Raw genomic sequence first — 12067 nt, 5'->3', positions numbered from 1 at the left:
CGATAAAGAAACCACCGACCCGCGCCCCGACTACGCCCTGTCCAGGGTCTTCTTTGGCTGGCGGGGCACGGCCACCACGAACGCGTCGCCGGGATGGCTGTCGAGCAGGTCGTAGTCCAGGGGCGGGGCGGGGATGGCGTCGAGGCCCGCGTGGCGTGCGGCGGCGTACCAGCCATGGCGCAGGCCGTACATGGCCCAGCGGGCGGCAGGGGTCATGTCGTAGCTGGTGGCCCAGGCGGCCAGTTGCCCGAAGCCGGTCAGGTATCGAGACAGGAACGGCAGGTCGTGAGCGGGGTCGATCGTGACGACGGTGGCGCCGAACAGGTGCTTGGAGACGATCGTGGCCACCGTGCGCGGGTCGACGGCGCTGGCGACGCCGCCGAGCTGGTGGTCGATGGCGACGGCGTCCTCGGCGTACTGGGGGCGGTCGAAGTACTTGGTGCGCTGCAGCTCGGCGGGGTCGGCGTCAGGCAGGCGTGTGGGGCGGATCCACCAGGTGTGGGTGGTCTCGCGGCCGGTGTCGGCGCGCTCGATGAGGGCCCGCTGGACGAGCTCGTGGCGGCGGTGGTCGTTGCCTGTGCGCGTGGTCGCGAGGAACACGATGCGGCTCAAGGGTGCTCCACCAGTCTCAGGTGGCGTCGCCGGGCGGTGATGCGCCGGCTGACGTCCAGCTTCCAGGTAGGGGGATGGCGGGTGCCGTTCGCCGCCGGCGAGAGCGGCACCGCCAGGAGGCCGCCCGGCCAGGTGGGCCCCTTCGCCTGAGGCGGAGGGGAAGGCGGGAAGGCCGCGAAGACGTGGGCGGCGGCTGCCACCGCCGCCCACGCGGGCCGGTTCAGACGGCGGTCTCGGTCTCGGTCATCCGCCGGCGCCTGCGCCAGTCGCCCTTGAACGCCGCCATCGAGGCCAGGAACACGACCTGCCCGGCCAGCGCCACGGCGAGCCAGGTGCCCCAGCCGCCCGCGGCCACCACCATGGGCGAGACGACCAGCAGCACCACGATCATGACGCGGACGACCATGCCCCAGATGCCCAGCGCCGAGCCTTGCAGGCGCGACTCGACGTCCTCGGCGTTCTCGGAGAAGTTGGCCATCCACGGGACGTACGCGATGCCCATGAACAGGAACAGCAGCGCGTAGACGGCGGTGACGTGCCCCGGGGAGACGCCGGGGCCGACCAAGCTGATGAAGTAGGCCAGGGTGAGGACGGTCAGCGCGGTGCCCGCGGCCGTGAACGGCTTGCGCAGCCGCAGCCGGTCGGAGACCCGTCCGACGACCACCACGGCCACCGCGTTGAGCACGATGCCGAGCGCCACGACCCGGTTGGCCCCCGCGGGCTCCAGGCCGAACGCCTCCACCAGGATGGTCTGCCCGAAGATCGCGAACGTCCAGTAGAGCACCTGCCAGCCGGTGTTGCCCAGGACGTGGGCCCACAGGTGGGGATGCCTGAACAGCTCGCGCACCCGTCCGGCGTCGACCTTCTCCTCGGCGGCGACGGCCTCCTCGGCGTCCAGCACCTGGGCCCGCAGCGCCGCCGACGGCTCGGCGATCTTCCAGACGATGACCACGCACATGGCCAGCGAGACGACGCCCATGATGATCGCCTGCGACTGCCAGGCGTTGTCGAACAGCGGCAGCGTGAACCCGGCGATGAACGAGGCCAGGAAGGACGCCCCGACCGGCCCCCACGTCCAGAACGCGAAGGCCTGGGCGCGGCCGAGACGCGGCGAGAAGTCGCGGACGAGGGAGGCGGTGATGGTGATCCCCGCGCCCTCGATGAACAGCATCAGGCAGCGCACCCAGAACAGCCCCGCCACGGTGTCCACGGTGGCGAGCAGGAAGTTGCAGGCCGCCGTGACGGTGAGGGTGGGCACCAGGAGCGTGACCCGTCCCCACCGGTCGGACAGGATGCCGCCGACGCCGGCCGACAGGCCGCCGATCAGGACCGATCCCGCGGCGAGCAGTCCGTAGACCGTGAGCGACATGCCCAGGTCCTTCATCAGCAGCGGCAGGATCGTGGCGAGCGTGGTCTCGAAGTTGGCCACCAGGCTCGCCAGCACGGCTATCGCCAGCAGGAAGATCCGCCGGCGACCGACCGGGTACACGCTCAGCTCGCGGACATAGAACGGCTTCATTCCCATCCTCCGGGGACGGTGTGTGACGGTCGCTCTAGAACGCGTTTCTAGTGGCCTCAGGGTTTCCCTTTTCAAGGGTGTCCGTCAACGGCGGCGGCGGTCACGATGTGATCTCGATCACAGCCCTCCCGTTGTGACGGAATCGCTCCCGATTCGCAGAACAACCTCCCGCGAATAGGCATAAACTGCGCGCCTGTGAGCCTGCCTGTACGTGAACGTTCCCCCCGGCCCGGCGGCGGCCGGCACCGCCGCCCCGTGCCCACGTCCCTGCCGCCGGACGCGCCCATGCTCGTGCTGGCCACCCCCGGCGGCACCGGCGGCGTGGCCGAAGAGATCGCGGCCGTGGTACGGCTCGACAACCCGCAGATCGAGGTGCGGCTGACCGCCGTCGCCGACCTGGCAGACTCGCTGCCCCCGGGCCGCGACGCCGTCGTGGTGCCCCTGCTCACCTGGGACGACCCGGTCGTCATGGCCGAGATCGGCAAGGCCATCGCGGCCGGCGGCTCCGGCGCGGTCGCCACCGAGGCGCTCGGCCCCCACCCGCTGCTCGCCGAGGCCCTGCACATCAGGCTGGCCGAGCGCGGCCTGGCCAGGGCCGACCGCGTCCGCCTGCTCAACGTCTCCAGCCCCGTCGACGCCGTCATCCTCGGCACGGTGGGCGGCGAGCGCGCGGTGCACGCCGTCCAGGCCACGGCCGTGCTGCTGGCCTCCAGGCTCACGCTGCCGGTCGTCGCCGCCTCGCTGGACAGCGCGCCCGGCGTGGACGTCGCCGCCCAGCGCCTGCGCGCCGCCGGGGCCGAACGGCTGGCCATCGCGCCCTGCATGATCGGTCACGAGGCCCCCGTGGAGATCGTGGAGCGCGCCGCCACCGCCGTCGAAGCCGGTCACGCCGAGCCGCTCGGCGCGCACAGCGCCGTCGCCGAACTTGTCGCGCGGGCTTACGGCAGTCAGCTCGCGACTTGACACCCTTGTAAAGATCACTACAGTCGCGTTACCTTCTGCGCATGCGGCGCGTGATGGTCATCGGCGAGCGAATCGCACTTCGCGACCTCACCGACGCCGACGCCGTCCCGTTGCACTCCGTGTACGGCGATCCGGCGGCCACGCAGCACATGCCGTTCGCGCCGCGCAGCGTGCAGGAGGTCGCCGCCCTGGTCGGCCAGGCCGTCGAGGCGGCCGCCGCCGAGCCGCGCCGCCTCTACGTGCTGGCCGTCGTCGACGCCGACCGGCGGCACGTGATCGGCGTGGCCCGCCTGAAGATCGACCCCGACCTGCCCCACAGCGCCGAGATCGGCTTCGGCCTCCATCCCGACCAGTGGGGCCGCGGCATCGGCACCGACCTCGTGCGGCTGTTGTTGTCGTTCGGCTTCAAGCAGCTCGGGCTGCACCGCGTCTGGGGCGCCAGGTCTCCGGCCAACCTGCCCGCCCAGCTCGCCATGCTGACGGCCGGCATGGTCGAGGAGGGACGGATCCGGCACCACGTGCACACCCCGCACGGCTGGCGCGACTCCATCGTGCACGCGGCGCTCCAGGACGAGTGGACCGAGCGTTAGCCGGCGAGTGGCGAAGAGCGGAATTGTCGGTGGCACGTCCTACGATGAGCCTCCTCACGGAGGGATAGCCGCATGCCTGACTCGCTGATCGTGCCCCTGTTCGTCACCACCGACCTCCCGCCGCACGCGGACCTGGCCGAGTTCGGTGAGCTGCTGGCCCGCACGGCGCGGGTGCTCGGCCCCGACGGCTACGAGGCGTCCCTGTCCGGCAAGGTGTTCTGGCTCGACCGGCCCGTCCTGCCGGGGCAACGGCCCGCCGCCGACGACGAGCTGCGCTTCGCCGGGCTGCTCGGCCACCTCGCCACCACCGTGCCCACCACCGTGCCCACCACCGTGCCCACCTCAGGGTCCGGCCGCGGCGTCCGCGAGGTCGTGCGCGACGTGCGGCGGGCGATCGGCGCGGCGGTGACCGAGCGCTACGGCGACGTGGGCGCGGCGCCCGCCGTGTTCGCCATCCGCGACCGCGACGTGCGCGAGCGCACCCCCGACTCGGCCCTCGACGTCGCCACCCCGCGGGCCGCCGAGCTGGTCGGCGCCGCCCGGTGAGGACACCCCGGCGCGGGGTAGTCCAGAGGCATGCTCTATGGCAAGGAACACGTGCAGCGCTATCAGGCCACCGACGGCGCGGAGGGGCACGACTGGAACAACACCACCGTCCTCCTCCTGACCACCAAGGGCCGTAACTCCGGCAAGTCGTACACCACGCCGCTGATCTACCAGCGGTTCGGTGACGACTTCCTCGTCGTCGCCTCCAAGGGCGGCGACCCCGACGATCCCCAGTGGTACAAGAACCTGCTGGCCCATCCCGACGTCGAGGTGCAGGTCAAGGGCGACCGGTTCAAGGCCCGCGCCCGCACCGCCTCGGAGGAGGAGAAGCCCGAGATGTGGCGGACGATGACCCGCACCTGGCCCCAGTACGACGAATACCAGGAGAAGACCGGCCGCCGGATCCCGGTGGTCGTGCTCCAGCGCGCCACGTAGGCGTCAGGCGCTCACCAGGGCCTCGTCGGCCTCGGGCAGCCAGGAGTCCGGCGGGCGGCGCAGCCAGTGGCGGGCCCGTCCCAGCTCGGCCACCGCGGCCAGGAGTGCGGCGAGGCCCGGGTGACGCAGCGCCTTCGGATGCACCAGGTTCTCCAGGCCGAGCGGCACGGGCTCGACCAGCGGCCTGGTCACCGCGCCCGGTATCCCGCCGATCTGCACGCCGGCCAGCACGGGCTCGCGGTGCCGCCGCAGGTAGTGCCCCATCTCCGCGGCCCCGACGGGCGCGGCGCGCGGCCGGGCCAGCCGCAGCCCGAACGCCCCGGCCAGCCGCTCCCCCAGGTCGCTCCACTCCCGCGTGCCGGCGTTCCCTGCCATGACGTCCAGCGGGAAGCCGGCCAGCAGGCCGAGCGGCACCGCGTCCGGCTCGGCCAGCGGATGGTCCTCCGGCACGAGCACGGCCAGGCGGTTCAGGCGCATTGGGACCTGCGACAGCCGGGCGCGCACGTCGGCGGGCAGCCCGGCGAAACGCCCGAACGACACGTCGAGCCGCCCGTCCAGCATCGCCGCCGCGCCCGCGGCGAGCCCGCCGTGGAAGCGGGCCAGCATCTCGACTCCGGGAGCCAGCTCCCTGGCTCTGACCGACGCCGCCTCCTCCGGCCCAGGTCCGCGCCCTGTTCGGCCTGCCACGGCCGCCGGGCGCGTGCCGGTGCCTGCTCGACCTCCCGCACGACCCGTCCGCCCATCCCGGAGCCGTCGTGGAACGCGGGCGGCCGTCCCGTTCGTTGACCGGGCATGGCTGACATCCCCTACGACCGTAAAGAGCAGCTGAAGCAGATCGAGAGCGGCCTCCTCCCCGGCGAGCAGATCATCGCCGTCTACGACGCGATCGGCGCGGGCACCGGGTTCCTGGGGCTCACGGACCGGCGGGTGATCGTGCAGGACAAGTCGTTCGTGGGCAAGCGCGTCGCGATCACCAGCATCCCGTACGCCAAGATCTCGGCGGTGAGCGTCGTGAGCAACAAGTCCCTGGCCGGCGGGTTCTTCTCCTCGGGCGCCATCGCCATCCACGTCGGCACGCACACCTACGAGGTGGACTTCCGGGGCGACAACAAGGCCCACCACGTGCACAACGTCATCCTCCACTACATTTCGCAGACCTGATCGGCGTCACGCGCGGTCTCCTGGGCAGGGTGAGCGTATTCTGCCGGTGATCGCGAAGGGGGCGAGGTGGGGCGTTCCGTACGTGCCCGCGCGGCCGGCCTCGGCCTGCTGATGGCGCTCTCTGCCTGCGCCGGGCCTTCCGGGCGGGGCGCCCCGGCCGCTCCGGCGGCCAGCCCCAAGGTCCCGGCCCGCTGCTCCGGGCCCGGCGGCGACGACCTGCGCGCCGAGCCCGTACGGTCGCCGTGGCGGGCGGTCCCGGCCGGCGAGGGGCACGGCACGCTCGACCGGCTCGCGGTCTCCGCCGACGGGGCGGTGTGGGCGGTGCGTTCCGTCCAGCGCGAGACGGCCGCCGGGATGGAGACGACCTCCGGCGGGCTGAGCAGGTGGGACGGCGCCCGCTGGCGGACGTACGCGCTGCCGTCCGGGATGACGGTCGCCGCGCTCGGCGCGCTCTCGGACGAGCGGGCGTGGGCCTTCGGGACCGGCGACGACGAGCGTCCCGGCCTGGTCGCCGGCGTCGCGGACGGCGCCGTGAGCGCCCCCACGGCGCCCGAGGAGGCCGCCTCCGCCATCGGCCTGCACGGCACCGCCGCGAGCGGCCCGTGGGCCGTGTCCGGGCGCGACGCGCTGCGCTGGGACGGCTCGGCCTGGCGCGCGTACCGGCTGCCCGCTCCGGCGCGGGCACTCGGCGGCGAGGGCGCGGACGTGTGGGCGGTGGGCGAGACCGCGCGCGAGCCCGCCGCCCGCTGGAACGGCACCGCGTGGCAGGCGGTGCCCCTCCCCGAGCCGGCCGCGCCCCGCGGCGCGGCCTCCGCCCGGACGGGGCTCGGCGATGTGGCGGTGCTCGGGCCGGGCGACGTGTGGGTGGTCGGCGGGTTGTCCTGGTTCCCGCCCGACGAGTACGACGAGCAGGGCGAACCCCTGGAACGCCGGCGCCCGCTGGCGCTGCACTGGGACGGCTCGGCCTGGCGGTGCCGGTGGGGCCCGGAGGGCGCGGCCTTCACCGAGGCCGAACCCGACGGCCGGGCGGGCCTGTGGGTGCTCGACTCGACCCGCTCCCGCCTGCACCACTACGCGGCCGGCCGCTGGACGACGACGAGCGTCCCCGGCACGGTCACCGCCCTGGCCCGCCGCCCCGGCACGACCGAGGTGTACGCGGCGGGCTGGACCGGCCCCGAGGGCGCCCTGACCAGGCCCGCCCTCTGGCTCACCCGCTGACCGGGCGATCGCCCTGGGGTCTACGGCCCATGCGCTCAGGGACGCCGCAGCGAGGCGTAGAGGTCGAGGGTGCGCCGGGCGATGCGCTCCCAGGAGAAGTGCTCGACGGCCCTGGCCCGGCCCGCGCGGCCCATCTCGGCCGCCCGCGCCGGGTCGGCCAGCAGCTCGTTGACCCGCTTCGCCAGGTCGGCGGCGAACGCCTCGGGGTCGTGCGGGGTGCCGTCGGGGCCCTGGTCGATCGGCACCAGCAGGCCCGTCTCGCCGTCGGCGACGACCTCGGGGATGCCGCCGGTCGCCGTGGCCACCACCGGCGTCTCGCAGGCCATCGCCTCCAGGTTGACGATGCCCATCGGCTCGTAGACCGAGGGGCAGACGAAGACCGAGGCGTGCGTGAGGAGCTGGATGACCTCGGGCTTGGGCAGCATCTCCGAGATCCACAGCACGCCGTGGCGGTCGAGGCCGCGTACCAGCCCGGTCACCTCGGCGGCGATCTCCGGCGTGTCCGGCGCCCCCGCGCACAGGACGAGCTGGGCCGCCGGGTCGAAGGAGCGGGCGGCGTGCAGGAGGTGCACCAGGCCCTTCTGGCGGGTGATGCGGCCGACGAAGATCACGTAGGGCCGGTCGGGGTCGACGCCGTGCTTCTTCAGCACGTCGAGGCCGGGGTCGGGGGCGTACTCGGCGGTGTCGATGCCGTTGTGGATGACGGTGACCCTGCCGGGCGGGATCTCGGGGTAGGCGGCCAGCACGTCGCGCCGCATGCCTTCGGAGACCGCGATCACGGCGTCGGCCGCGGCCAGGGCGGTGCGCTCGGCCCAGGACGAGACCGTGTAGCCGCCGCCGAGCTGCTCGGCCTTCCACGGGCGCAGCGGCTCCAGGCTGTGGGTGGTGACGACGTGCGGCACGCCGTGGAGCAGCTTGGCGACATGCCCGGCGAAGTTGGCGTACCAGGTATGGGAGTGGACGACGTCGGCCCCCTCGCAGGCGGCGGCCATCTCCAGGTCGACGCCGAGCACCTGGAGGGCGGCGTTGGCCCGCTCCAGGCCGCCGGGCACCCGGTAGGCCGACACGCCGTGCTCCTCGCGATCGGCCCCGAAGCAGCGCACCCGGACGTCGGCCAGCTCGCGCAGCTCCCTGGCCAGGTACTCCATGTGCACCCCGGCGCCGCCGTAGACGTCCGGCGGGTACTCCCTGCTGAGCAGATCAACACGCATGCCCACGACCTTACGACGAGCCGGGCCCGGCGCCCCCCACCGAGCGGCGAGTTTCGCGGTGACCATCAACTCCGGCACCGCACTTGTGAACCGGCGCAAGGCATAGGGAACACATCGATACAGCCCAATGTCGGTAAGTCCGGCCCATGCTCTAGGCGGATATGTCCGGACACGGGAGCACAGCACAGTGCGCGGTTTCGTCGATAGATCTGCCATTTACGGGTAGCGTCCTGGACATGAGGTCCCGGAGGGTGCTTGCGGTTGTGCTGGCAGGTGGAGAGGGCAAGAGGCTCATGCCGCTCACGGCGGATCGGGCCAAACCGGCGGTGCCGTTCGGGGGGATGTATCGGCTGATCGACTTCGTGCTGTCGAACCTCGCGAACGGCGGCTTCCTGAAGATCGTGGTGTTGACCCAGTACAAGAACCACAGCCTCGACAGGCACGTCTCCCGTACCTGGCGGCTGTCGGCGATGCTGGGCAACTACGTGACCCCCGTGCCCGCCCAGCAGCGGCTCGGGCCGCGCTGGTTCTCCGGTTCTGCGGACGCGCTGTTCCAGAACCTGAACCTGATCTACGACGAGATGCCGGAGCACGTGATCGTGTTCGGCGCCGACCACATCTACCGCATGGATCCGCGGCAGATGGTCGAGCAGCACGAGGACTCGGGCGCGGACGTGACGGTGGCGGCGATCCGCCAGCCGCTGTCGCTGGCCGACCAGTTCGGCGTGATCGAGACCGATCCCGAGGGCCGCCGCATCGTGGCCTTCAGGGAGAAGCCGAAGGACGCCGTGGGCCTGGCCGACTCCCCCGACGAGGTCTACGCCTCGATGGGCAACTACGTCTTCAAGACCCAGGCCATGATCGACGCGCTGCGCGAGGACGCGCTCGACCCGACCAGCAAGCACGACCTGGGCGGCAACATCATCCCGATGCTGGTCAAGTCCGGCGGCGCGGACGTCTACGACTTCAAGAACAACATCGTGCCCGGCTCCAGCGAGCGCGACCGCGGCTACTGGCGCGACGTGGGGACCCTCGACGCCTACTACGAGGCCCACATGGACCTCATCTCGGCCCACCCCATCTTCAACCTGTACAACGACAAGTGGCCGATCTTCACCGGGCACGACCCGCTGCCCCCGGCCAAGTTCGTGCACAACGACGGCGACCGGGTGGGCCGGGCGATCGACTCGCTGGTCTCCCCCGGCGTGATCGTCTCCGGCGGCATGGCGATGCGCTCGATCCTGTCGCCGAAGGTCGTGCTCCACTCGCACTCGCTGGTGGAGGACTCCGTGCTGATGGAGAACGTCAAGGTCGGCCGGGGCGCGATCGTGCGCAAGGCGATCATCGACAAGAACGTGGTGATCCCCGACGGCGCGCGCATCGGCTTCGACCTCGACTACGACCGCACCCGCTTCGCGCTGACCCGCGGCGGGGTCGTGGTCATCGGCAAGAACGAGATCGTCGACCGGTAGGGCCGGGCGTCCGGTCCACGCGCGTGCCCGCGCTCAGGGCCGGCCGGTCGGGGGACGTCGCGGGGCGGCGAGCGGGCGCGACCGCCCTCGTCCTCGTGGAAACGTGCCGCCGCGGCGGCACGCACGTCACGGGCCCGCCGGTCCTGCTCGTCGGCGCGCCGACGCCGGTGGGAGGTGCGGCCGGCCGGCCGTCAGCGGAACCCGGCAACGCGTGATCCCGGGCCACGCACCGCGCGGCCCGGGCTCAGATGGTGCGACGTCAGATGCCGGCGCCCACGCCGCCGTACGCCCACCCGCCGGGCCAGTAGCCGCGGCCCGGCCAGGAGCCCCAGTTGTAGCCGTCGTGGGGACGCCCGTAGTAGTCCCTGCGGTGCTCACAGGCGTCGGCGTCACGGTGTCCGGCGGACACACCCCACGGCGTGATGCGGAGCGCGGTCGAGTCGTCGGAGGTGCTCAGGTCACACTTCTCCGAGTGGTCGTGGACGTTGGCGTTGGCCGCCCCCGCCATACCGAACAGCGCGGCGACGGCGAAGCCGCCCGCCACGATGAGCTTGGCTTTCATGAATCCCCCTGGATCACGAAGTGACATCGCTGCTCACTGTACGTAATCGTCTTCGTACCGCCGTGTAACGCCACGCCAGGAAACGACTCGGCGCTTTCCGGTGCAGGCCGCCGATGTCCGGCCTTCTCCTGGCACTCCGGAAGCGCGCCCCGGCATGCCGACGGGGGCCGGGACGCGCGTTCGACTAGTCTGCTCCGGACGCCCGTCCGCTCCCGGCGGGGCCCCGTTCGGAGAGGACCTCATGCCGCCCACACCGCCCGGCCCCTTCACCGGCCGCTCCGTCACCGACCTGGCCCGGGACCTGCGCGCGGGCCGGACCACCGCCGCCGAGCTGGCCCGGCTGGCGCTCGACGCGGTCGCCGCGCTGGATCCCGCGCTCGGCGCCTTCGTCACCGTGGACCCGGAGGGCGCGCTGGCCGCCGCCCGGCGGGCGGACCAGGAGCTGACCGCGGGCGCCGACCGCGGCCCGCTGCACGGCGTGCCGGTCGGTGTGAAGGACCTCATCGACGTCGCCGGCCTGCCCTGCACGATGGGGTCGCGGCACTTCGCCGGCCACGTCGCCGAATCCGACGCCGCCTGCGTGACGCTGCTGCGCGAGGCGGGAGCGGTGATCGTCGGCAAGACCACGACCCACGAGTTCGCGTACGGACCCACCGGCGACCGCTCGGCCAACGGCCCCTCGCGCAACCCGCGCGACCCCGGGCGCATGTCGGGCGGGTCGAGCGGCGGCAGCGCGGCGGCCGTGGCGGCGGGCATGGTGCCGCTCGCGCTCGGCACCGACACCGGCGGGTCGGTCCGCATCCCGGCCGCTCTGTGCGGGATCGCCGGGTTCAAGCCCGCCTACGACGCGATCCCCACCGGCGGGGTGTTCCCCCTGTCCCGGACCTTCGACCACGTGGGCGTGCTGGCCGCCGAGCCGCTGGACTGCCTGGTCGCCTACCGGCGGCTGGCGGCCGGCGGGCCGCCGGCCGCCCCGGGCGGCGCGGGTGAGGCTGTGCGGGTGGGGTGGGTCGATCCCGCCGTCCTGACGCCCTGCGATCCGCGCGTGACGCAGGTCGCGCGGGCGGCCGCCGGGGCCGGGGCGGACGAGGTCCGGCTGCCCATGGAGCTGGCCGAGGAACTGCGCGAGACGTACGCGACGATCCAGGGCGCGGAGCCCGTCGCCGTGCACGCCGACCGGATGGCCCGGGCGCCCGAGCTGTTCGAGCCCGAGGTGCTCGACCGGCTGCGCGCGGCCATGGACCTGCCCGCCTGGGCGTACGTCAAGGCCCTGGACGAGCGGCCCGCGCTGGCCGCCGCGGCGCTGGCGTTGTTCGACGGCCACGACGTGCTGGCGCTGCCGACCGTGCCGCTCGTCGCGCCGCCGCTGTACCTGCGCCAGACCGAGCTGGACGGCCGGGCCGTCGCCGTCCGGGCCGCGCTGCTGGCCCTGACCAGCCCGTGGAACGTGCTCGGCCTGCCCGCGCTGACCGTGCCCGCGGGCTCGGTGGACGGATTGCCGGTCGGGTTGCAGCTCGTCTGCCGTCCCGGCCGGGAGGAACTGCTGTTCCGGGTGGCCGGCTCGCTGGGCGGGTGAGAAGGTGGGCCCCGGGTCGGCCCGGCGTAGGCCGCGCCCGGGGCGGGGGCCCGTGTCCGGCCGGGGGGCGCCATTCCCGTCGGCCAGGCCGAAGCCCACGGCCCTTTTCTTTCAGGGCCGTACGTCCGAGTGGCAGGATTCGAACCTGCGGTGCTCCTGCTCCCAAGGCAGGCGGGCTGACCAAACTGCCCCACACTCGGTC

13 protein-coding genes and 1 tRNA gene are annotated in these 12067 nt (G+C 73.2%); 8 read left to right on the top strand and 6 right to left on the bottom strand.

Annotation, left to right across the window (positions count from 1 at the left end):
* Nucleotides 1–30: 30 nt before the first annotated feature.
* Together ACIHAD_RS09220 and ACIHAD_RS09215 are read right to left on the bottom strand one after the other, a co-directional pair.
* Nucleotides 31–612, bottom strand: a complete 582-nt coding sequence (locus ACIHAD_RS09220; protein ID WP_397353819.1) for a hypothetical protein — start codon at nucleotides 610–612, stop codon at nucleotides 31–33.
* Nucleotides 613–832: 220 nt separating this feature from the next.
* Nucleotides 833–2131, bottom strand: coding sequence for an MFS transporter (locus ACIHAD_RS09215; protein ID WP_397353818.1), 1299 nt, complete (start codon nucleotides 2129–2131; stop codon nucleotides 833–835).
* 195 nt (nucleotides 2132–2326) lie between these two features.
* On the opposite strand from ACIHAD_RS09215, the gene ACIHAD_RS09210 reads away from it, so the two are divergent.
* The 4 genes from ACIHAD_RS09210 to ACIHAD_RS09195 all read left to right on the top strand — a co-directional run bounded on the left by ACIHAD_RS09210 (nucleotide 2327) and on the right by ACIHAD_RS09195 (nucleotide 4665).
* Nucleotides 2327–3094 carry a sirohydrochlorin chelatase gene (locus tag ACIHAD_RS09210; RefSeq protein WP_397353817.1) on the top strand — a complete coding sequence of 256 codons (768 nt, stop codon included), beginning with the start codon at nucleotides 2327–2329 and terminating at the stop codon, nucleotides 3092–3094.
* Between the two features lie 41 nt (nucleotides 3095–3135).
* Nucleotides 3136–3684, top strand: coding sequence for a GNAT family N-acetyltransferase (locus tag ACIHAD_RS09205; RefSeq protein ID WP_397353816.1), 549 nt, complete (start codon nucleotides 3136–3138; stop codon nucleotides 3682–3684).
* Nucleotides 3685–3756: 72 nt separating this feature from the next.
* Nucleotides 3757–4230 (top strand): hypothetical protein, encoded by a 474-nt coding sequence (locus tag ACIHAD_RS09200; protein WP_397353815.1) that lies wholly within the window; start codon nucleotides 3757–3759, stop codon nucleotides 4228–4230.
* Between the two features lie 30 nt (nucleotides 4231–4260).
* Nucleotides 4261–4665 (top strand): nitroreductase family deazaflavin-dependent oxidoreductase, encoded by a 405-nt coding sequence (locus ACIHAD_RS09195; protein ID WP_397353814.1) that lies wholly within the window; start codon nucleotides 4261–4263, stop codon nucleotides 4663–4665.
* A gap of 3 nt (nucleotides 4666–4668) precedes the next feature.
* On the opposite strand, the gene ACIHAD_RS09190 is transcribed toward ACIHAD_RS09195, so the two are convergent.
* The gene (locus ACIHAD_RS09190) at nucleotides 4669–5271 is read right to left on the bottom strand and encodes a hypothetical protein (protein ID WP_397353813.1); all 603 of its coding nucleotides are present in this window, start codon (nucleotides 5269–5271) and stop codon (nucleotides 4669–4671) included.
* A gap of 186 nt (nucleotides 5272–5457) precedes the next feature.
* Between ACIHAD_RS09190 and ACIHAD_RS09185 the strand changes: the two genes are divergently transcribed.
* Both ACIHAD_RS09185 and ACIHAD_RS09180 read left to right on the top strand, forming a co-directional pair.
* A complete protein-coding gene (locus ACIHAD_RS09185) occupies nucleotides 5458–5826 on the top strand; it encodes a PH domain-containing protein (RefSeq protein ID WP_397353812.1) in 369 nt (122 codons plus the stop codon).
* Nucleotides 5827–5892: 66 nt separating this feature from the next.
* Nucleotides 5893–7044, top strand: coding sequence for a hypothetical protein (locus tag ACIHAD_RS09180; RefSeq protein WP_397353811.1), 1152 nt, complete (start codon nucleotides 5893–5895; stop codon nucleotides 7042–7044).
* A gap of 35 nt (nucleotides 7045–7079) precedes the next feature.
* On the opposite strand, the gene glgA is transcribed toward ACIHAD_RS09180, so the two are convergent.
* Entirely contained in the window at nucleotides 7080–8255 is a 1176-nt protein-coding gene (gene glgA, locus ACIHAD_RS09175) for a glycogen synthase (RefSeq protein WP_397353810.1), read from the bottom strand.
* 236 nt (nucleotides 8256–8491) lie between these two features.
* Here glgA and glgC point away from each other — a divergent pair, with 236 nt between their 5' ends.
* Nucleotides 8492–9727 carry a glucose-1-phosphate adenylyltransferase gene (glgC, locus tag ACIHAD_RS09170; RefSeq protein WP_352329862.1) on the top strand — a complete coding sequence of 412 codons (1236 nt, stop codon included), beginning with the start codon at nucleotides 8492–8494 and terminating at the stop codon, nucleotides 9725–9727.
* A 259-nt stretch (nucleotides 9728–9986) separates the two neighbouring features.
* Here the strand turns inward: glgC and ACIHAD_RS09165 are convergent, their stop codons facing one another.
* Nucleotides 9987–10289, bottom strand: coding sequence for a hypothetical protein (locus tag ACIHAD_RS09165; protein WP_397353809.1), 303 nt, complete (start codon nucleotides 10287–10289; stop codon nucleotides 9987–9989).
* 241 nt (nucleotides 10290–10530) lie between these two features.
* Here ACIHAD_RS09165 and ACIHAD_RS09160 point away from each other — a divergent pair, with 241 nt between their 5' ends.
* Nucleotides 10531–11865: an amidase gene (locus tag ACIHAD_RS09160; protein ID WP_397353808.1), complete on the top strand. Its 1335-nt coding sequence runs from the start codon at nucleotides 10531–10533 to the stop codon at nucleotides 11863–11865.
* A 124-nt stretch (nucleotides 11866–11989) separates the two neighbouring features.
* Here ACIHAD_RS09160 and ACIHAD_RS09155 read toward each other — a convergent pair.
* Nucleotides 11990–12065, bottom strand: a tRNA-Pro gene (locus ACIHAD_RS09155).
* Nucleotides 12066–12067: the final 2 nt, after the last annotated feature.

This window comes from Nonomuraea sp. NPDC052265 (genome assembly GCF_044547985.1).
Taxonomy (GTDB): domain Bacteria; phylum Actinomycetota; class Actinomycetes; order Streptosporangiales; family Streptosporangiaceae; genus Nonomuraea.
The sequence above is the reverse complement of the archived record's forward strand: the minus strand, read 5'-3'. Positions and strand labels throughout refer to the sequence as shown.